This window comes from Paenibacillus massiliensis subsp. panacisoli DSM 21345 (assembly GCF_000426545.1).
In the GTDB taxonomy this organism is placed as follows: Bacteria; Bacillota; Bacilli; order Paenibacillales; family Paenibacillaceae; genus Paenibacillus; species Paenibacillus panacisoli.
Genome location: NZ_AUFO01000008.1, coordinates 285075 through 304770, shown reverse-complemented (window position 1 = coordinate 304770; position 19696 = coordinate 285075). Strand labels below are relative to the sequence as shown.

Sequence of the window (19696 nt, the reverse complement as noted above, 5' to 3'; positions counted from 1 at the left end):
TGCTTAATTTATCATACCTACATTATGGATTGGAGGAACAACTAATGACTATTACAGAACGACTATATCAGGCAGCACAGCCTGTATGGAAGGAATGTCTAGAGCATCCCTTTGTTACAGGGATTGGGGACGGCTCCCTGGCTGTAGAGCAATTTCGCTATTATTTGTTACAAGACTACTTATATCTGTTCGAGTATGCCCGTGTATTTGCACTAGGGGTCGTCAAGTCACAGGACCCCAGATTAATGCAGTTCTTTAGTAAAAAAGTAGACAACATCCTTAATGGGGAAATGAAAATTCATCGTTCTTATATGCAGCGGTTAGGAATTACGGAGGATCAGGTTTTTCGGGTACAACCAGCACTGAAAAATGCAGCCTATACCCATTATATGCTCTCTGTCTCGCATGCTGGTGGCGTAGCAGAGGTGCTCGTATCCATATTAGCATGCTCATGGAGTTATGCAGAGATTGGTCAAGCTCTTGCCCGAAAGCCTGGCGCAGCTGATCATGCATTTTACGGTGAGTGGATAAAAGGCTATGCATCCTCGGAGTATAATGAGAACAATCAATCCCTTGTGACGTTAACCAACAAGCTATTAGAAGGCTGTAGCGAGGAGGTCTACCAACGGATGGAGGATATTTTCGTGATGTGCAGTCGCTTTGAGCTTGATTTTTGGGAGATGGCATGGAGGCTTGAGCATTGAGTTCATTAACATTTCAAAATGTGTCCTATCAGTATGCTTCTGAGGATTTTGACATTATTGATACCTTGTCATTTAATGTTGAAGCGGGCTCCTTCCACTGTATTGTTGGCGCCTCTGGCTGTGGTAAAAGCACGATATTTCACCTCATTAATGGATTACTCCCTTCAAAGTCAGGCTCTATTCTAATCGATGGAGCGCCGATCGGAACCCGGAAGCATTACTGCGGATATATGCCACAAAAGGATATGCTGTTCCCATGGCGAACCGTTGGAGAGAATCTTGCCCTGCCTTTAGAAATTATAGGTGGCTACTCCAAGGCGCAGTGCAAGGAGTTAATAGCTGAGGCGCTGGACAATGTAGGCCTACATCGTTGCTACGACAAGATGCCCCATGAATTATCAGGTGGCATGCGTCAACGAGCTGCATTTGCCCGTACTATGCTAACCGGATCAGATTTGCTATTACTGGATGAGCCGTTTTCTGCCTTGGATTTTTTAACTGGCATTAGTATGCAGGAATGGTTGCTTGGGCAATGGGAGCAGCACAAAAAAACGATTCTCTTTATTACTCACAATGTAGATGAGGCATTATTTCTTTCGCAAAGTGTGTTAGCGGTAACAAGCACACCAATAACGCAATTCAATAAAATAGATGTTCCTGGAGATTATCCTAGAGGGCGAGAATCACTCGCTAGACCAGAAATAGCAGCACTGCGAGAAGACTTGATCCATACATTAAGGAATAATGTGATCCTATGAGGAAGCTACCCCACTATAATAATTTTCCAGTTCTTATTGTGTTGTTGGCGCTTCTGATGATGTGGCAACTGGGAGCGATGAACCTGAATGCCGCTTATATTTTGCCAAGCCCAATTCAGATTTTCAGAAAAATATGGGATCTGCGTATGCCATTATTTACAGTTCATCTGCCCGCCACTCTGCTGATTACCAGTATTGGGCTCGTATTATCCATAGTCCTTGGAGTCGCGTTAGCTATACTAATGGATGTCAGTGTGCTATTGCGTAAATGTCTGTATCCGATCGTTGTAGGCTCTCAGACAATTCCTACTACAGCTATCGCACCATTGTTTGTTTTATGGTTCGGTTATGAGATATGGAGCAAGGTGCTTGTAGTCATATTAATTACATTTTTTCCGATCACCATTACCGTTTACGACGGCTTACGTAGTGCACGTCATGATATGAAGGAGCTTCTCCTTACCTATGGTGCTACTCAACGAGATATCTTCTTCAAAATCAAATTCCCTTGCGCCTTGCCCTATTTTTTCTCAGCTATAAAGATGGCAATTCCCATTAGTGTCATAGGGGCAGCCATAGGAGAATGGCTAGGTGCACAGAGTGGTCTAGGTTATTTTTCACGCCGCATGATGACTCAGCTCGATGGTGCAGGTGTGTTTGCACCAATTGTACTATTATCTGTGGTTGCTATGGCCTCGGTCGCACTAATCGCACTGCTAGAGCGCCGCTTCGTTCACTGGCGTGGTGAGTCCTAAACGAATATGGAGGCACGAATTCATGAGAAAAACAGGGGTTATTTTTACACTAATATTTATCCTGTTAGCAGCTACTGCATGTACACCCAAAAATACGTCTACACCATCTGCCTCATCCCCTCAGGATTTACGCGAGATTAATGTTGTGCTGGATTGGTATCCAAATGCCTTACATGCGTTTCTCTATGTAGCCATTGAGAAGGGCTACTTCGAAGAAGAAGGGTTGAAAGTAAACCTGCAATTTCCTTCTAACAGTAATGACGCAATTTCACTTGTAGCAGCAGGAAAAGCGGATATTGGACTTTATTATCAGCAGGATGTAATTATTACAAGAGCGAATCAGCAAGTACCTGTAAAATCCATTGGTGCTGTTGTACAAGCTCCACTTAATGCAATCATTTCTTTAGCGGATAAGAACATCACTTCTCCAAAGGATTTAAAAGGCAAAACGATTGGCTATTCCGGAACAGAGTTATCCGAGGCTCTTATTCGTAGCGTCATGACTCGTGCTGGTGCAGACAGCAGTGATGTCAATATGGTTGATGTCGGCTTTGAGCTCTTGAGCTCCATGACAACGGATAATGTAGATGCCACAATCGGTGGCTTAATTAATCACGAGGTTCCTCAGCTTCAGGAGGAGGGCTTTGATATTAATTGGTTTACTTTGGAGAAATATGGTGTGCCATCCTATTATGAAGGCGTTTTTCTCGCTAATGATGCTATGATTGCATCTGATTCTGACACGTTAGCGAAATTTTTGCGCGCCTCTAAAAAAGGCTTTAATGATATGAAGGCTGAACCAGAGGCTGCATTACAAATCTTATTAAGTCATCAGAATGCAGACAATTTTCCTTTATCTGAGAATGTTGAGCGTCAGAGCCTAGGCATACTTCTTCCCCTGATGGAGAATGATAAGGCTGATTTCCTGAGTCAAAATGATTCCTGTTGGCAGGAAAACATCGATTGGCTAAAATCTGAAGGACTAATAAGCAACGTGCCTGCATTAGACGATGTTCGTGTAGAAATTCCATATGAATGAATCAATTCATTATAACTTTAGCTGTTTTAATCGGGACTAGATTAGCTCAAAAGATTTGACTATTTCCAGCTACAAAGATCAATCTTAAGTGAGTTATGAAATGGACTCGGATAGTATCTCAAAAACTCTAATCTTTGTAATGCTTGCGGAGAAACGGAGTTCGGCTTCGTCATTGCCAAGCTAATGTGACTGGAAGTAAGATAAGGAAGATGAAGCGGCAGAATGGCTGCTGCATTAGTTAAGGATGTAAGGGGAACGAATGCATGAGTACTGTTGTTAAAATATCTCAATTTACAGCCATCCGTCTGGAAAATGCCCGTCAGCGCGGCATGTCCGAGGAAGCATTACTTCAGGCGATTCGTGCGGAAGACACCGCAGCCTTTGACGCCGTCGCTGATGAAGACCTGAGCTATACCGATCTGTTCACCTATGCGAAGGAGCACGGGGAGGAGCTGGAGACAGCAGTCACGGAGGGGTATCGGATCACCTTCAATACACGGGGAGGACTCGGCATCTGGATCTCCAAGCGGTTCGGTTTGCAGCCTGACGTCGATTTTACCGTTGGAGAGGGTGTTATCTCAGGTCTGCTGCTGAGCAAGGAACAAGCCGAGGTACTGGAGCAACGACTGGCTGCGAACTGGGTTGTAACGGACACGAATGAGGCGGACAAAGGCGTAGAGCTGACGCTCAAGCTTCGAGCACTGGCCTGATCATTAGCCCTGAGCAAGGGACGTATTTATAGGGGAAATAAACAAAGAGCTCTGTTACCACAGCAATTGGGGTACAGGGCTTTTTGCATTGCTTGAAAGTCGGTTGTTCAATTTCAGTCGTTCATTGCAACCTTTGACTCATTTTTTCCTTATGATATTGTTCAAATTCATAGGTAATAAAATCAATAATATTGTGTACGAAGCTGGAGGTGAAATGATTAGTCTCCCTGAAGTCCTCGATATAGGTTGAGATATGGAAATAGGATTGCTGACTCAGCCAGTTCTGCTGGGTATTGGTAATGGAGATCACGGGAATCTTCTTGAGTAAAGGTATTGTTAGTGCTTCCTTTAGTGCCAGATTCTCACCAGAGTAGGAGAACACAATTAGCAAATCCTCAGGCTCCAACTTCTCAACGACGGCGCTGGTTAAATGTGTTCCGATATCTAAAGGGATCAAGCTCATACTGATGCCGATCTTGAGGAAGTTACGTTGCAGCACCTGAGCTTGCAGCTGCTGTGTGAGTCCGGTAGATAGCAAATAAATTCGCTTGCTGCTGGACAATCTGCTATACAGCTTTAGCAAATCCGTCTGCTTTACTTTATTCAATATATGAATTAGCTGCTGCCCCACAGCTTCAATCGAAATGACCTGTGCTGTACCGAGTTCATGGTTGTCCCACTCAATCAGGTATTTGAATTCCGAATAGCCTGAGAATCCCAGCCTTTGTACAAATCGAAATATGGAGGACTTCGAGGTATAGCTTTTTTCAGCTAGCTCCACGATGCTCAGCTTTGGAATTTCTGCTTTATGATTCAAAATAAAAGATGCAATTTGTTGGTCCAATTCATTAAGTTTTGCATGGTTTTTTTCCAGTATATGTTCGAATTTCATCTGGATTCATCCTTTCATTTCCAGTTATTTTCTGAATGGTGGACATCTTCCCAAGGTGCTCTGGAAGCGTATTTTTTGTCGAAGGTGGAATGTATACTGAGTTTATCGTAAGCGCTTGCTTTAATGCAACAGTCCGGACATACAGCATTAGAGGCACTAGCAGCTATGGGAGGGGATCTAAGATATGAGCTATCAGAAGTTAGCGCAGGAAATTATGAAGAAGGTAGGCGGACCCGGCAATGTGTCGAGTCTGGAGCATTGTGCGACACGCTTAAGATTCAAATTACATGACGAAGGACAAGCAGAAGCAGAGGCGCTCAAGGAATTAGAAGGAGTCGTAACCGTGGTTAAAAGTGGTGGCCAATTCCAGGTCGTCATTGGACCTCATGTAGCGGAGGTGTATAAAGAGGTTGAAAAAGTGAACGAGCAAGGGAGCTCGACAGCTGCTGCGGAAGTCCGGGCAGAGCCAAAGCCAGCAAAGAAGGCCAAAGTGCTTGACCGATTTATCGACGTGGTCTCAGGAGTATTCACTCCTGCTTTGGGTCTTCTAGCAGCATCGGGTATGGCTAAAGGTCTGGCGGCTATCTTATTGGCTACGCAGGCTGTTACTGCTCAATCTGGACTTTATATTATGCTGTGGGCGATCGGTGACACCTTCTTCTACTTCTTCCCAGTCGTTCTCGCTTACACTTCAGCTAATAAATTTGGGCTGTCTCCGATTCTAGGAATTATCATTGGCGCCTCGCTGGTCTATCCAGGTCTAACGTCCTTACTTAGTGGAGGCCAGCCGATCTATACCTTATTCGAAGGAACCGTGTTTCAGGCGCCTGTCTATTTTGAAGTATTCGGCATACCAATCCTTCTTATGAAATATGCACAGTCGGTGATTCCGTCGATCATAGCCATCTTCTTTGCCGCCAAGGTAGAAAAATGGCTGAAGAGCAAGCTACCTAGAGTCATACAAATGTTTATGGTACCATTCCTCACCTTGCTAATTGTTATTCCGCTGACTTTTGCTGTGATCGGTCCCGTCGCCACTTGGCTGGGCGCTATTCTGGGCTTTTTGGCCAAAGGTGCCTATGATCTGAACCCAACACTGGCAGGGATGTTCATCGGCGGACTGTGGCAGGTGCTTGTAATGTTCGGTCTGCATTGGGGAATGATTCCGATTGCCCTGATTACCATCGCACAATTTGGTTTTGATCCCGTACTGGCATTAATGCTGGGTACGCCATTTGCGACATTGGGGGCTGTGCTTGGGGTCTTCCTGAGAACCAAGAACTCCAAGCTGAAGACCTTGTGTGTTCCATGCTTTGCCACTGGAATTTTCGGGATTTCGGAGCCTGCCATATATGGGATTACGTTACCGAACAAGTATCCCTTTATTTTTACGCTTGTAGGGGCTTCTGCCTGTGGAGGCTTGATGGGCTTCTTGGGCTCCAAAGCCTACGTTGTAGGCGGTATGGGTATTCTGGCTCTGCCTAACTATATCAACAACGGTGTTTTTGACATGGGCTTCTATGGTGCAGTCATTGGCATTACGATTGCCTTCATTATTGCATTCCTGCTAACCTTCTTCTTCTGGAACGACAGCAAGAGTGTTAACGCTATTAAATAATAACAAGACCGCCACGGTGTCAATAAATAGCATTGTACAGAGGGACGCAGGCGATTTATAAAACGCATATAGCGGGTAACCAAAGGAGGTGAAGCTCGTGAAGCATATATCTGTACTGATCAAGCCAGCTTCTTCAGCATGCAATTTGCGCTGTGAGTACTGCTTCTATGCCGATGTGAGTGAGAAGAGAGCGTGCACCTCCTTTGGCAAAATGAACATTGAGGTTATGGAGAGCATGCTGGATCATGTGTTTATGGATCTTGAGGCATATGATCATGTAACCTTTAACTTTCAAGGCGGGGAGCCGACCTTGGCAGGTCTGGATTATTTCAAGGCTTTTACAAACTATGTGGCGCACAAGCAAGACAGGCAAGTCGTTCATTATGGAATTCAGACCAATGGGACGCTGCTGGATGATCAGTGGTGCAAGCTGTTCAAGGAGCATAAATTTCTAGTGGGTCTGTCCATGGATGGCGGGAAGGACTCTCATGATCAATATCGTAAGGATGCAAGGAAGCAGGGAACGTATACCAGGGTCATGGCTGCCAAGAAGTGGCTAGATGCTCATGCCATTGAATATAACGTGCTATGCGTGCTGACGAATCCGTTGGCAAGACATCCGCGACAGGTATTTAACTTTTTGCTGGAGCATCAGATTCGTTATATACAGTTCATCCCTTGTCTCAATGAGCTGGATTCACGAGATAGATCAGTGTACGCCCTGACACCCGAGAGATTTGCCTCCTTCTACAAAGGATTGTACCCGTTATGGGAGCAGGAATGTCGAAAGGGCAACTACTTGCATGTGAGCTTTTTTGATCATCATTTGCAGCTATTCGCGAACGGCACAGTCGGCACCTGCGGCATGATAGGTCAGTGCCAGCTGCAGTATGTTATAGAAGCTGATGGTAGTGTATATCCATGTGATTTCTTCGTGCTGGATGAATGGTGTATTGGAAATATCACGGAGCACAGACTTAGTGAGCTTGCGAGATCGCAGCAAGCAGGATGCTTTATTCAAGATAAGCCGCCCTTATCGAAATATTGCACGGCATGTACTTATAAGGAGATGTGCAACGGGGGCTGCAAACGAATGAAGGAAGCCTGCTATGTCAATGACAAGGAATCTTATTGCGGTTATCAGGACTTTTTGGATCAGTATCTAGCAAGACTGCTACGGCTTGTCGGCGCTTGATGGCAAGTTAAATATATAAGAGTAATAATAAAGGATTGTGATGACATGAGAGCCATTATGATTATGTTTGATACCCTCACACGCAGCTATTTACCGAACTATGGGAATGAATGGGTTAAAGCACCTAACTTTGAGCGTTTGCGTGACAAGACAACGACCTTCGGCAATTTCTATGGTGGGAGCATGCCCTGCATGCCAGCCAGAAGAGAGCTGCAGACAGGCAGATATAACTTCTTGCATCGGGGCTGGGGGCCACTTGAAAGCTTCGACAATTCCGTGTTCGAGCGATTACAGGAAAAGGGAGTATACTGCCATCTAGTGACGGATCATTCTCATTATTTTGAGGACGGGGGAGCGACCTATCACAATCGTTATTCGACCTGGGAAGGCTTTCGGGGGCAGGAAGGGGATCGTTGGGTTCCACGTAGTCAGGCCTTGCCAACAGACAACCATCATCCACTGAATAAAGAAGGAGTGTCGGCCATTCAGCATTATGCCAATAGAACACGGCAGTTGACTGAAGAGGATATGTCAAGTGTACAGACGATTCAGGCGGGACTGGATTTCCTGGCACAGCATCATGATCAGGATCAGTGGCTGCTGCAGATTGAATGCTTCGATCCGCACGAGCCGTTCTATGTCCCTGAGAAGTATCGAGAGATGTACGCATGCAGTGAGGACAAGGATATTCCATTCTGGCCTAAATACCAAAGAATTGATGAGAGCAGCAATCCTGAACAGGTAGAAGCGATGCGAAAAGAGTACGCGGCATTGCTGACGATGTGCGATCATCATCTCGGCAGAGTGCTGGATTTCATGGATGAGCACAACATGTGGGACGACACGCTGGTCATCATCAATACGGATCACGGATTCCTGCTGGGAGAGCATGATTGGCTAGGCAAAAATATAGCGCCGATGTATGAAGAGATTATTCATCTACCGTTCTTCATGCACATTCCTGGTGAAGCGAACTATGACGGATACGTCTATGACGGGGTGTGCCAGACTATTGATCTTGCTCCTACACTGTTAGACTATTTCAATGTCGAGGATAGCTATGATCGTGATGGTATATCCCTGCTCTCCATGATTAAGGAAGAGAAGCAACAGCATGCGGAAATATTATTCGGAGTCAATGGAGGGCATGTCAGTATATATGACGGAAGATATCTGTATATGCGCAGCTCAGCAAGACCGGATAACGGTCCACTTATTAATCAGACTCTGGCCGTAACACGAATGAGGGGGTTCTTCGACGATCAATCTCTGTCCCAGATCAAGCTGGTGGAAGGAAATCGCTTTAGCAATGGCATGCCAGTCCTGCAATTATCAGTGCCTAATTACATTAATTCATATCAAATCGGTCATTTATTGTTCGATATGGCGCAAGACCCGAATCAAGAGCATCCGTTACAGGAGCCTGAGCTGGAGCGACAAATGATTGAAAAGCTAATCCAGAAAATGAAGGAGATAGCAGCCCCGGCGGAAGAGTTCGAACGTCTTGGCCTAAAGCAATAAATATGTAGCTCTTATACGAATAAATTCGTTTCATACAGAGTAGAACTCCACTATAAGCTTGCATTCATAAAAGATTGTCGCTAAGGGTCAGCCGAAATGTTCCAGCGGCACTTAGCGGCTTTTTTTTGCAAAAAAAATCAAGGAGGCTTAGAATCATCGTAGAAGCAGGATGAGACATAGAGAGGGGCTTGTACGATGAATCACGATCAGCTTATTTTTCTGGGGACAGGTGATGCTATGGGAGTCCCACGCGTGTACTGCGATTGCGGGGTCTGTGAGGAGGCTCGTAGTACCGGGCTGAACCGCCGCCGACGCTCCTCAGTATTGATAAGCGGTAGCGGAGAGCCATTCATGATTGATTGTGGCCCGGATTGGAGAGAGCAGATGGAGGCACAGGGCATTCGTATGATTTCGACGATCCTGATCACACATGCTCATTTTGATCATATTGGTGGTCTTCCAGAATGGGCAGATGCTTGTCGTTGGCTAGGCGTTCGTGGCAAGCTATACGCACCGCAGGAGGTACTACTAACGATTGCACAGCAGTTCCCATGGCTTCGGGGTCATATGGATCTCATGGAGACCGATGGAGATATCGAGCTGAACGGATGGCACATTCATTCCTGGAAGGTATGCCATGGGAAGAATGGATTCTCCTATGCTTTTCGTCTGACCAAAGGCGATTACGTCTGGGCGTACTGTTCGGATGCCATCAATCTGAAGCTGGAAGAAAAGAGACCATTGGCAGGACTGGACCTGCTCGTGCTGGGAACGAGCTTCGTGCATGAGCTGGCTGCGTTCGAGACGCGCTCGGTATACGACATGCGGGAGGCTGCAGAGCTAATGAAGGAGCTGAAGCCCAAGCGGACGATATTTACACATATGTCGCATGATGTAGATCTTCATCAGAGCTACGATCTGAGTCCAGATATTCAACTGGCGCATACCGGGCTGGTGATTGATTTGGCGAAAGCTAGGTAGCATAAAGGAGATTCGGGACAACCTCCACAGTAAGTAGTAGAGTCTAGAGCAAAGGATGATTAAGATGAACCAACAACCTCAAGAGAAGCCGAGTTCCTGTTGTACACCCGGACGAGAACAGCCGCAGACGGAGGAATTAATTACCCTTAAAACGGATAGCTGCTGTACGAAAAAGCAAAAGAAATATGCCTCTATGATTCGCTTGGAAGGGGGATCATTCCTCATGGGAACTGAGGATGAGGAAGGGTTCCCACAGGATGGAGAAGGACCCGTCAGAGAGGTGTTCGTGTCGCCTTTTTATATTGATCCCTATGCTGTCACGAACGCGGATTTTGCAGCATTTGTGGACGCTACAGGGTATAAGACTGAGGCCGAACGATACGGCGATTCCTTCGTATTCCATTTATTGTTGACCTCCGAGCAGCGCGCTGACCGTTCCACGAGTGTGCCGCAGACTCCCTGGTGGCATGTTATTCAAGGAGCGAATTGGAGCCAGCCTGAGGGGCCGTTGTCCAATCTCGAGGGACGAATGGATCACCCGGTGGTTCATGTATCGTGGCACGATGCCGAGGCTTATTGTCAGTGGGCGGGGAAGCGTCTACCCACTGAAGCAGAGTGGGAATATGCGGGACGTGGTGGTCTTGAACAGGCACGCTACCCATGGGGGGATGAACTGACCCCGGAGGGGCGGCATATGTGCAATATTTGGCAGGGACAGTTCCCTACCCACAATGAAGCATTGGATGGCTACATCGGTACAGCGCCTGTTCATTCATTTGAGCCGAATGGTTATGGCTTGTATAACATGGCCGGCAATGTGTGGGAATGGTGCTCGGACTGGTTCGACCCACGTTACCATGTAAAATCCAGCCAGCATAATCCCCTGGGACCAAGCCAAGGTCATGCACGTTCCATGCGAGGGGGCTCATACTTGTGCCACCATTCCTACTGCAATAGGTATCGCGTCGCGGCACGCAACAAGAATACTCCAGACAGCTCGTCTGGCAATACAGGCTTTCGCTGTGTGGCCGATGCTTAAGAATGATGTACACACACCTTTGAGCGAGAGGAGTAGACTTCTCAGCCTGAAGGTGTTTTTTTCATAGCATTAAGATAGGAATAGTCTTTATTTATACCAAAATGGAATTAACTTTCCGATTTATGGCATTTGTAGGTTAGATCTAAGGCTTATATTCGCCTTTTCTGTGCTTTTTTAATCTTGCTTTATTCCAAAATGAAATAAACGTGCTATAATGGGGTTACTAGAAAAGGATTAAGACATCACCAGAATGGATGAGAAGCTATGAATCAGTATCAGCTTACGCAAAAAAAAGATTACAACACCTCACTTCTTGAATTGTTTATGGTATTTCTGAAGCTTGGTCCGTCTACCTTCGGTGGCGGATATGCGATGCTGGCAGCCATCGAACGCGAAATTGTAGATAACAAAAAGTGGATGCAGCCCTCTGAAATGGCGGACATGATCTCGGTAGTCGGATCGGCACCTGGCGGTGTGGCGGTAAACGCAGCTACTTTTATCGGATATCGCCTTAGAGGTGTGCTTGGAGCGATCATGGCAGTCGTGGGTATAACTTTACCGACGTTTGTTATCGTATTCTGCCTTAGCATTTTTGGCATGATGTTCAAAGATGTACCCAAAGTAGAAGCAGCACTCAAGGGAGTACATGCAGCAATCGTTGCATTAATTCTCATTGCTGCTTTCAAGATGTTCAAGTCCTCTATTTTTGATATCTCCACGCTCATCATTGCAGGAATTTGTGTAGCCATATTGCTCTTCACCTCTGTTCATTCACTCTACCTGGTGCTGGGTGGCCCGATTGTGGGTGTACTCGTGATCGCCATCAAGTCGGCACTGGGCATGAACACGGCTACGGAGAAACGAACTGCCAAACGGCAGCAGGACATGACTTATCCTGAATATTACATTTGAAGGTGATGCACAATGCTTTGGCAGCTTTTTCTGTTGTTCTTCAAAATAGGAGCCTTCTCGTTCGGGGGCGGCTACGCAGTAATGACGCTGATACAGCGAGAGGTCACGGCGCGGGGATGGATTGAGCCAAGTCAGTTTCAGGAAATGGTGACGATCGCAGGCATGGCACCTGGCTCTATTGCTACGAATACAGCGACGCTGATAGGCTATTCCAAGCTTGGGATATTAGGAGCAATTGTAGCGACAGCAGGCATTATATTGCCTTCATTGATTATCGTGATCTGCTGTGCGGCCTTTTTCTTAAGATTGCAGAATAATCGCTGGATGAACTCCTCCTTCTATGGTCTGAGACCGATTGTCACAGGTCTGATTGTATATGCGGCCATTCATTTTGGAATGGGGGCTGTGTCTGAGGAGCCCATCATGAGCTGGAATACGATAGGTATGCTATTCATCTGCGGCGCCTGTCTGGTCGCGATTGCGAAGTACAGACTTCATCCCTTTGCAGTTATCCTACTGTCCGCTGCAGTTGGCATTGTATTGTTCTAAGGTTCCCGTCTCACATCATTGTGGGCTGGGAACCTTTTTCTTGTAGAGCAGAGATTAGCGTTGCTTCTGTTCGGAAACCCTGTATCAACTAAGCCTTGCTGATCATATCTGTTGAGCAAGCAAGCGCATACGATCCTCGGCGTAAGCATACAGCATGCGGTAGCTTGTGCAGAAATAATCACAACCTATATTTGCAGAGGAATCCGACATAGGACGGTTGCGAGGGCAACCTCCACGGCAATAATGAACGTACTCACATTGCTTGCAGGATAGAGGAGGATCGGATTTGGCCTGACGAAAAAATTCCCAGGCAGCAGCCTGGTTCAGTTCAGCTAATGTCTGAGCGTTGGCATTGCCGAGCTTGAAGCTGGGCTGAATGAAGAAATCGCACGGATAAGCATTACCCAGATGATCCAGCACCAACACTTTCGGACAGCTAGAAGCATGAATGCAGCTTGAGCTTTCCAGACCAAGTATCTGCTGTAGCCAGTCCTCGAACAATCTGATAGAGACTTCAGGCCTCCCCCCGCGATACCACCAATCAAAGGCATTGCACAGGAATTGACCATATTGCTCTGCGCTGATAGCGTAATTGGCGTTCAGAGTGGACTGTTGCGATGTGAAGCTCATACACGGAATGAATTGGACATGCCGGAATGCCTCCCGATCGATCCAAGCGAACAGCTCCTCCTGACGCTGAATATGATCCTCGTGCAGTACCATCAGTATGTTGGGGTCTACGCCTTCCGTGCGCAAAGTATGCACACCCTTCATCACAGCGGAGTATGTGCCAGCACCAGAGGAAGTGATCCGCTGCGAATCATGAATATGCTGAGGACCATCCAGGCTGACCCCTACAACAAAGGCATATCTCCTGAAAAAAGCTGCCCAGCGCCGGGTAATTAACGTCCCGTTGGTCTGGATTGCGTTGTGTATCAGCGTATGGGGACGGGCATACTGGGCTTGGAAGGATACGACCTGTTCAAAAAAAGGAAGACCTGCGAGCAACGGCTCACCCCCCTGCCATAAGAAGGTCGCATTACCACGGGCGGCGGACATCATTTCGCGAATGACCTTTTGTAACAGAGCTGGTGCTATTCGCTGTACTCCTCCATGAAGCTGGCCCTGACTATGACTATAGTAGCAATACTGGCATGCCAGGTTACATTGTTCGGATACAGTCTTCCACATAATCGCTTGTGGTATTGCTGATGGGTTGGACTCTTTGATATAGGGAGAGTCGGCTGGTGACGAGATTCGATTCATATCTAGGCTCCTGTCTTAGAACGTTATAGCCTGATGATAAGCCTTATAGCTCAAGTGGGACTGTGAACAAATTGGACAGGTGGGGTGATTTTTCATTTGTTTTTTTCCGACTTCGAACGGAATTATTCAAATTGAATGCGTTATCATTTTTTTTATACTTAAAGTATCAGCTAAGAGGAGGGTCTAGAATATGTTTGATAAAATGATGGCATCTATAGAAAGGTTCATGAGTCCAGCGGCTGATTGGGCCTCCAATAACCGCTATCTGCGCTCGATTATGACGGCAATTCTGGGTACGCTTACACTCACGATTGTAGGAGCACTTGCGGTATTGATCGGAAAGCCGCCCATTCCAGAGATAATCATGCAGTCAGACGGCTTTGTTCCATCTCTGCTGCAAGGCTGGGCAGCGTGGGGGGCAGAGAATGCTTGGCTCCGCATCATTAATGATGTATCGACAGGAATTATCGGCATCGCCTTCACGCTCGGTTTTACCTACAGTCTGGCCCGTCATTATAAGCTAAATGAGGCGGGAGCAGTAATCAATAGTGCCATGATCTACTTCATGACCGTAGGTCAACCACAGACCGTGATGGTGAACGATGCTCCTACGCTACAGATGGCTATGAGTAACTTTGGAGCCACGGGCATCTTTCCCGGTATCCTGATCTCGATTGTGGTTGTTGAGATTATTCGATTGTTCCACAGCCGAAATATTGGCTTCAAATTTCCGGATTCTGTTCCAAGCTATGTACAGACGTCATTTAACGCCATCTTGCCAGGTGTCGCTTCGGTAATCGTATTTGCTGGCTTGGACCGGATACTGCTGACGGCCTTTGATATTCGTCTTCCACAACTAATCACGGCAATCTTTGGTCCGCTGGTATCGAACTTTGATAATGTTTATATGGTCGGATTCTTCATGCTGCTCATCAACCTCTTCTGGTTCATGGGGATTCACGGAGGAAGTATCGTCATGCCGATCTTACTTCCGATTGAACTACAAAATATTGCATCAAATCTAAATAACTATTCTGCAGGTCTTCCTTACGATAAGGTGTTCACCACACCAGTGCAGTTCGGATTCATCATGATCGGTGGTGCGGGGATTTTCGCACTGGCATTGCTTAATTTCTTCAGTAAATCCAAGGGGTTGAAGCAGGTTGGGAAAATTGGGATCATCCCGGCAATCTTCAATGTCAGTGAGCCGACGATGTTCGGTACACCTGTAACCTATAACACGTTATTATTCGTGCCGTTCCTGACGGTGCCTGTGGTCAATACCATCATTACTTATGCAGCCTTTGACTGGTTCAATATTCTGAATGCTCCTATTTTGAATGTGCCGAGCCAGACTCCAGTCATCTTGATTGCTATGGCGGCTTCTGCCTCGTTCAAGGCCGGATTAGTTGCTCTGTTCATTATATTGGTTGACCTTGCTATCTACTTCCCGTTCTTCAAGCGTCTGGAGAAGAAAATGATCAACGAAGAGCTGCAAGAGCTAGCTGCATAAATGAGTGGGGAGAGCCATGGGTTGAGAAGTCTGTGACATTGATTGAGAAATTTTTGATGAGAGTAAGCAAATTTAAGATGTGAAAGGTGAATTCCATGACTGAAACGAAAGAGTTCAACGTTGAAATGATCTGTATGGACATTATTAGTAACAGCGGTCTTGCACGCTCCCTTCTGCTGGAGGCGATGGATTATCTTAAGCCACGTAACGAAGAGAAGATTCAGGAGCTGCTCAAGGAGGCTAATCAGGCACTCAAGGCGGCACATCGCAGCCAGACTAGTCTACTGCATGCCGAATCAGGTGGGCAGAAGGTGGAGATGACCGTGCTGCTGGTCCATGCTCAGGATCATCTGATGACAACACTTGCTATACGGGATATGACTGAAAAATTTATGGAGGTGCTTTAATATGAATATATTATTGGTGTGTGCTGGAGGTATTTCTACTAGTATCCTGGAGAAGAGCATTCGAAATGCAATGGGTCCAGAGCGCTCGGACTGGAAGGTGGAGGCTCATGCAGTAGACCAGCTAGAGCAACTGATTGACGAGTATGATGTTGTATTTCTTGGTCCACAGATTCGTCATAAGCTGCGTGCCGTACAGAAGGTTTGCGATCAGAAGGGCAAGCCATGTGAAGTCATTGACAGCCGCATCTATGCGCTTGCCAATGGGGAGAAGCTACTGGCCAGAGCGATCGAGCTCGTAGACTAGAGGGAACAGCCATGAATAAGAAACCAAACATTGTCATGGTCGTTGCGGATCAATGGAGAGCCGATTCCATCGGATATACAGGCTGCGGAGGTGCTGTGACCCCTAACCTGGATGAGCTTGCACGAGAAGGAGTTAGCTTCTCCAATGCTTATTGTCAGCTTCCTGTGTGCGTACCGAGTCGCAGCTCGTTCCTGTCAGGTTGGTATCCGCACACCAAGGGCTTTCGCACGATGCATCATCTTATGGGCCCGGAGGATGCCAATATTTTACGGACTTTGAAGGAAGACGGCTACCATGTGTACTGGGGAGGGCGCAATGACTTTTTACGAGAGGATGTCAGGGTAGAGGATTATTGCAGTACGAGGGATGACCAGTACCGCGCATTCTTCCAGCGGATGAGAGAGTTGAAGGCGCGCCAGCAACAGGAGACGGCTTCAAGTCGTGAGCAAGCAGTCGAGCATGATTACTCACATTATCACGGGGTTACGGAATCGGCTGAGCACGTAGACCGTGATCAGATCGAACACGCTATCAAGTTCGTGCAGAGCTATCAGTCAGATGAGCCGTTTTGTATTTATCTCGCACTGGCATTGCCACATCCACCCTACCAGGTAAAGGAGCAATGGTATAGCCAGATTGATCCGGCAGAGGTCCCGGCACCCATTCGACTTACCGAAGAAGAATGGGATGGGAAACCATCCATTTTAAGGGGGATTCGCAACAACCAAAAGCTATACGAGTGGACGGATGAGCAGCTTCAAGAGATGAAGCGTGTCTATTATGCGATGGGAACCGAGCTGGATGAATATATTGGACAATTGCTTGAGACGCTAAAGGCAGCGGGTATGTATGATGATACAATGGTAGTCTTCTTCAGTGATCATGGAGATTATACGGGTGATTACGAAATAGCCGAAAAAAACCAGAATACCTTCGAGGATATGCTGACACGGGTGCCACTGATCATTAAGCCACCGGCAGGAGTCGAAGCCAAGCCTCGTGTGACAGAGGCCATGACAGAGCTGATTGATATTCAGGCCACGTTACTCGATCTGCTGGACATTCGTCCTGCCTACACCCATTTTGGCAAGTCTTTGCGCGGAGTGCTGGCAGGGGAAGATGAGCTTCGTGATGTTGTGTTCGCCGAGGGCGGTCGTCTTGATGGGGAAGAGCACTGTAAGGATGCAGGACATGCCCCAAGCAATGAGTACTGGGCGAGGACTGTCGAGCAGGAGAAAATGCCTCAGCATACGAAAGCCATGATGATTCGGGACCAGAAGTACAAGTACGTATATAGGCTGTATGAGAAGGATGAGTTCTATAACATGCAGGCAGACCCCTACGAGAGACATAATCTGATTGATGATGAGCACTACGCCGTAGATATTGCACGCATGAAGGAGCGAATGCTGAAGCATTTCTTCGAGACGGGCGATGTTGTCCCACACAGATATGATCGTAGAACCTGATGGAACTATAGAGATAAAGGTGATTGCGTTGAACTTGACAAGCAAAGAAGCTAATCTCCTTAGGCAGCTATTGATTCAAGAGCAACCTATACCTATCAAGCAGCTATTGCTCAGCTTGGAAATCAGTGATAAGACATTACGAGGCATGATCCGCAGCCTGAACGAAGGATTCCTTGACGGGCAGGGTGAAATTGTACTAGAGCGGGGCAAAGGCTACCATTTAGTGGTTCGTGATAGATCTACTGTCAAGCTGCTGCTCGAGGAATCCGTATCTGTGGAGGAGGCCTCGGTCATTGAAGTATTTCGGCATATGGTTGATTTACACGAATACGTTACGATGGACTATATCTGTGAGCAACTCTACATTAGTAAGAGCAAACTGAATGGTATTTTGGGAGACATCAAGCAGTTGATCCAACCCTTTGGATTAACGTTGAAGTCCAAGCCTCACTATGGCATGAAGCTGAAAGGTGAGGAGCTTGGTTTCAGGCTGGCTATTGCATCCATACTGAAAGTAGAGCAGTACATCCAGCATCAGGAATATGCAGTTGTAGAGTCGATTGTTGTTGAGGAATTCCGTCGATTTGAGATCCCTTGCTCGGATCTGATCCTGCAGCATCTGATCTATCATATCCAGATTATGCTGGAGCGCTGTACGAACGGACACGTCATCAAGCTGGACACACACGATAGCTATGACCTTAATCCCAATCTGCAGTTGACCGATCATATCTGGAATCGTCTGGAGCAAGAGCTGAGAGGAACATTACCCAGTATCGAAAAGGGCTACCTGGTATCCTGTATTATCGGGCAGGTGGCGTCGATCCAGCAGCAGGATCTGGATGAAGTCAGAGTCAAGGTGCACATGATTATTGATTCTTTTCTCCAGAAGATCGAAGAGATCTATGATGTATCCTTATGGGAGGACGCCCATCTACGAACCAGCCTACAATTTCATCTGGAGCCATTGATCAGCAGACTCAAGAATGATGTTCATTATAAAAATCCGATCCTGCAGGAGATTAAGCAACAATTTGCGTTTGCCTTCAATCTGGGCATGCTGTGCGCGGATGAAATTACGAAGATCTACAATAAAGCATTAACAGAGGATGATATTGCCTACCTCACCATGCATATTGGCTTGGCACTGGAACGAGATGTAAAGCTGTCTAGGAAGACCTTTGATCGGATTGCGATCGTGTGTACAACGGGGAAAGGCACCTCGGAGCTATTGAAATTCAAGATTCAACATTCCTTTCCGAATGCGCATTATGTCAGGACGTTTTCGCTTTTTAATAAAGAAGAGATTCTGAAATTTGAGCCTGATATTGTATTCTCCACCGTACCTATTGAGGTAGGGAGCTATCCTGTTGAGATTATTAGTCCCTTTTTTACAGCAGAGGACCGCAAGAAGCTGGTTGTCTATCAACGGAGGAAGGACAAAGAGCGGCTGATTGATCGTTATTTCTCAGAGGATCTATTCTACGGGTCTTTGGATGCAGGAGTGAAGCAGGAGGCTATCGGTCAGCTTTGTAGCCGAATGGACAAGACAGGAATTGTTCCCCCTAATTTTGAGGAGCTGTGTTTGATTCGTGAGAATCTGGCGAGTACTGCTTTTGGCAACTGGATTGCTCTTGTCCACCCGATTGAACTGTGCTCGGTCGTCACCAAGGTAGGTGTAGGGATTCTTAACAAGCGCATCGACTGGTCGGGTTTACCAGTCAAGATCGTCTTCGTTATTGCACAGGCCAAGAGTAATGAGGCCAGGGATCTGTTACTGTTCATACAGGAAATCGTGCACGACTCTTCATTAATGCTACGGTTGTGTGAAGCCGGGACATTCGAGGAATTCAAGCGTATCCTTATGGAAGGAACAAGCTCCGATTGAAGAGGCAAGTCCATATGAGGCTGTCCCAAAAGCCATGAAATGGCTGCTTGGGTCAGCCTTGTTTTTACGTAGGATATACGTAGGCTTTTTGGGTGGACGCTCCGTGAACGGACCGTTGTTACAATCGCTGTTGTCCCCAGATTTTATTTATTCTCCTAAGCGGTGAAAATCCGGGG

At 46.7% G+C, this 19696-nt stretch carries 19 protein-coding genes; 17 read left to right on the top strand and 2 right to left on the bottom strand.

Features of this window, described 5'->3' with window-relative positions:
• Positions 1 to 44 precede the first annotated feature (44 nt).
• The 5 genes from tenA to K331_RS0106365 all read left to right on the top strand — a co-directional run bounded on the left by tenA (position 45) and on the right by K331_RS0106365 (position 3966).
• Positions 45 to 704: a thiaminase II gene (tenA, locus tag K331_RS0106385; protein ID WP_028589640.1), complete on the top strand. Its 660-nt coding sequence runs from the start codon at positions 45 to 47 to the stop codon at positions 702 to 704.
• Positions 701 to 1462 carry an ABC transporter ATP-binding protein gene (locus K331_RS0106380; RefSeq protein ID WP_028589639.1) on the top strand — a complete coding sequence of 254 codons (762 nt, stop codon included), beginning with the start codon at positions 701 to 703 and terminating at the stop codon, positions 1460 to 1462. The genes tenA and K331_RS0106380 overlap by 4 nt, the downstream gene beginning before the upstream one ends.
• On the top strand, positions 1459 to 2217 hold the full coding sequence (locus K331_RS0106375; protein ID WP_028589638.1) for an ABC transporter permease: 759 nt from the start codon (positions 1459 to 1461) through the stop codon (positions 2215 to 2217). Before K331_RS0106380 ends, K331_RS0106375 begins: the two co-directional genes overlap by 4 nt.
• Positions 2218 to 2239: 22 nt before the next feature.
• Complete coding sequence (locus K331_RS0106370) at positions 2240 to 3256, top strand: ABC transporter substrate-binding protein (RefSeq protein WP_028589637.1); 1017 nt, start codon at positions 2240 to 2242, stop codon at positions 3254 to 3256.
• A 263-nt stretch (positions 3257 to 3519) separates the two neighbouring features.
• Positions 3520 to 3966, top strand: a complete 447-nt coding sequence (locus K331_RS0106365; protein ID WP_028589636.1) for a hypothetical protein — start codon at positions 3520 to 3522, stop codon at positions 3964 to 3966.
• Positions 3967 to 4087: 121 nt separating this feature from the next.
• Here K331_RS0106365 and K331_RS0106360 read toward each other — a convergent pair whose 3' ends face one another.
• Complete coding sequence (locus tag K331_RS0106360; RefSeq protein ID WP_028589635.1) at positions 4088 to 4858, bottom strand: MurR/RpiR family transcriptional regulator; 771 nt, start codon at positions 4856 to 4858, stop codon at positions 4088 to 4090.
• Positions 4859 to 5042: 184 nt separating this feature from the next.
• Here K331_RS0106360 and K331_RS29030 point away from each other — a divergent pair, with 184 nt between their 5' ends.
• From K331_RS29030 to K331_RS0106325, 7 genes are all read left to right on the top strand, one after another.
• Positions 5043 to 6476, top strand: a complete 1434-nt coding sequence (locus tag K331_RS29030) for a PTS transporter subunit EIIC (protein WP_051289665.1) — start codon at positions 5043 to 5045, stop codon at positions 6474 to 6476.
• 97 nt (positions 6477 to 6573) lie between these two features.
• On the top strand, positions 6574 to 7671 hold the full coding sequence (locus K331_RS0106350; RefSeq protein WP_028589634.1) for a radical SAM/SPASM domain-containing protein: 1098 nt from the start codon (positions 6574 to 6576) through the stop codon (positions 7669 to 7671).
• 45 nt (positions 7672 to 7716) lie between these two features.
• Positions 7717 to 9192: a sulfatase-like hydrolase/transferase gene (locus K331_RS0106345; protein WP_028589633.1), complete on the top strand. Its 1476-nt coding sequence runs from the start codon at positions 7717 to 7719 to the stop codon at positions 9190 to 9192.
• A 195-nt stretch (positions 9193 to 9387) separates the two neighbouring features.
• Positions 9388 to 10173, top strand: coding sequence for an MBL fold metallo-hydrolase (locus K331_RS0106340; protein ID WP_028589632.1), 786 nt, complete (start codon positions 9388 to 9390; stop codon positions 10171 to 10173).
• A gap of 64 nt (positions 10174 to 10237) precedes the next feature.
• Positions 10238 to 11212: a formylglycine-generating enzyme family protein gene (locus K331_RS0106335; protein WP_028589631.1), complete on the top strand. Its 975-nt coding sequence runs from the start codon at positions 10238 to 10240 to the stop codon at positions 11210 to 11212.
• A gap of 264 nt (positions 11213 to 11476) precedes the next feature.
• Complete coding sequence (locus tag K331_RS0106330; RefSeq protein ID WP_028589630.1) at positions 11477 to 12124, top strand: chromate transporter; 648 nt, start codon at positions 11477 to 11479, stop codon at positions 12122 to 12124.
• Positions 12125 to 12136: 12 nt separating this feature from the next.
• A complete protein-coding gene (locus K331_RS0106325) occupies positions 12137 to 12673 on the top strand; it encodes a chromate transporter (RefSeq protein ID WP_028589629.1) in 537 nt (178 codons plus the stop codon).
• A gap of 102 nt (positions 12674 to 12775) precedes the next feature.
• Here K331_RS0106325 and K331_RS0106320 read toward each other — a convergent pair whose 3' ends face one another.
• Positions 12776 to 13939, bottom strand: a complete 1164-nt coding sequence (locus tag K331_RS0106320; RefSeq protein ID WP_028589628.1) for an anaerobic sulfatase maturase — start codon at positions 13937 to 13939, stop codon at positions 12776 to 12778.
• Between the two features lie 190 nt (positions 13940 to 14129).
• Between K331_RS0106320 and K331_RS0106315 the strand changes: the two genes are divergently transcribed.
• The 5 genes from K331_RS0106315 to K331_RS0106295 all read left to right on the top strand — a co-directional run bounded on the left by K331_RS0106315 (position 14130) and on the right by K331_RS0106295 (position 19520).
• On the top strand, positions 14130 to 15452 hold the full coding sequence (locus tag K331_RS0106315) for a PTS sugar transporter subunit IIC (RefSeq protein WP_028589627.1): 1323 nt from the start codon (positions 14130 to 14132) through the stop codon (positions 15450 to 15452).
• A gap of 95 nt (positions 15453 to 15547) precedes the next feature.
• Positions 15548 to 15859: a PTS lactose/cellobiose transporter subunit IIA gene (locus K331_RS0106310; protein ID WP_018886568.1), complete on the top strand. Its 312-nt coding sequence runs from the start codon at positions 15548 to 15550 to the stop codon at positions 15857 to 15859.
• Position 15860: 1 nt separating this feature from the next.
• On the top strand, positions 15861 to 16163 hold the full coding sequence (locus tag K331_RS0106305) for a PTS sugar transporter subunit IIB (protein WP_028589626.1): 303 nt from the start codon (positions 15861 to 15863) through the stop codon (positions 16161 to 16163).
• Between the two features lie 11 nt (positions 16164 to 16174).
• Positions 16175 to 17632, top strand: a complete 1458-nt coding sequence (locus K331_RS0106300) for a sulfatase-like hydrolase/transferase (RefSeq protein WP_028589625.1) — start codon at positions 16175 to 16177, stop codon at positions 17630 to 17632.
• A 34-nt stretch (positions 17633 to 17666) separates the two neighbouring features.
• Positions 17667 to 19520 carry a BglG family transcription antiterminator gene (locus K331_RS0106295; RefSeq protein WP_226383536.1) on the top strand — a complete coding sequence of 618 codons (1854 nt, stop codon included), beginning with the start codon at positions 17667 to 17669 and terminating at the stop codon, positions 19518 to 19520.
• The last annotated feature ends 176 nt before the right edge of the window (positions 19521 to 19696 follow it).

Excerpts from the sequence above, each read along its gene's own strand:
- K331_RS0106320 (WP_028589628.1), bottom strand. The coding sequence starts at position 13,939 with ATGAATCGAATCTCGTCACCAGCCGACTCTCCCTATATCAAAGAGTCC.
- K331_RS0106375 (WP_028589638.1), top strand. The coding sequence starts at position 1,459 with ATGAGGAAGCTACCCCACTATAATAATTTTCCAGTTCTTATTGTGTTG.
- K331_RS0106305 (WP_028589626.1), top strand. The coding sequence starts at position 15,861 with ATGAATATATTATTGGTGTGTGCTGGAGGTATTTCTACTAGTATCCTG.
- K331_RS29030 (WP_051289665.1), top strand. The coding sequence starts at position 5,043 with ATGAGCTATCAGAAGTTAGCGCAGGAAATTATGAAGAAGGTAGGCGGA.
- K331_RS0106300 (WP_028589625.1), top strand. The coding sequence starts at position 16,175 with ATGAATAAGAAACCAAACATTGTCATGGTCGTTGCGGATCAATGGAGA.
- K331_RS0106315 (WP_028589627.1), top strand. The coding sequence starts at position 14,130 with ATGTTTGATAAAATGATGGCATCTATAGAAAGGTTCATGAGTCCAGCG.
- K331_RS0106310 (WP_018886568.1), top strand. The coding sequence starts at position 15,548 with ATGACTGAAACGAAAGAGTTCAACGTTGAAATGATCTGTATGGACATT.
- tenA (WP_028589640.1), top strand. The coding sequence starts at position 45 with ATGACTATTACAGAACGACTATATCAGGCAGCACAGCCTGTATGGAAG.
- K331_RS0106360 (WP_028589635.1), bottom strand. The coding sequence starts at position 4,858 with ATGAAATTCGAACATATACTGGAAAAAAACCATGCAAAACTTAATGAA.
- K331_RS0106325 (WP_028589629.1), top strand. The coding sequence starts at position 12,137 with ATGCTTTGGCAGCTTTTTCTGTTGTTCTTCAAAATAGGAGCCTTCTCG.
- K331_RS0106345 (WP_028589633.1), top strand. The coding sequence starts at position 7,717 with ATGAGAGCCATTATGATTATGTTTGATACCCTCACACGCAGCTATTTA.
- K331_RS0106335 (WP_028589631.1), top strand. The coding sequence starts at position 10,238 with ATGAACCAACAACCTCAAGAGAAGCCGAGTTCCTGTTGTACACCCGGA.
- K331_RS0106370 (WP_028589637.1), top strand. The coding sequence starts at position 2,240 with ATGAGAAAAACAGGGGTTATTTTTACACTAATATTTATCCTGTTAGCA.
- K331_RS0106340 (WP_028589632.1), top strand. The coding sequence starts at position 9,388 with ATGAATCACGATCAGCTTATTTTTCTGGGGACAGGTGATGCTATGGGA.
- K331_RS0106365 (WP_028589636.1), top strand. The coding sequence starts at position 3,520 with ATGAGTACTGTTGTTAAAATATCTCAATTTACAGCCATCCGTCTGGAA.
- K331_RS0106330 (WP_028589630.1), top strand. The coding sequence starts at position 11,477 with ATGAATCAGTATCAGCTTACGCAAAAAAAAGATTACAACACCTCACTT.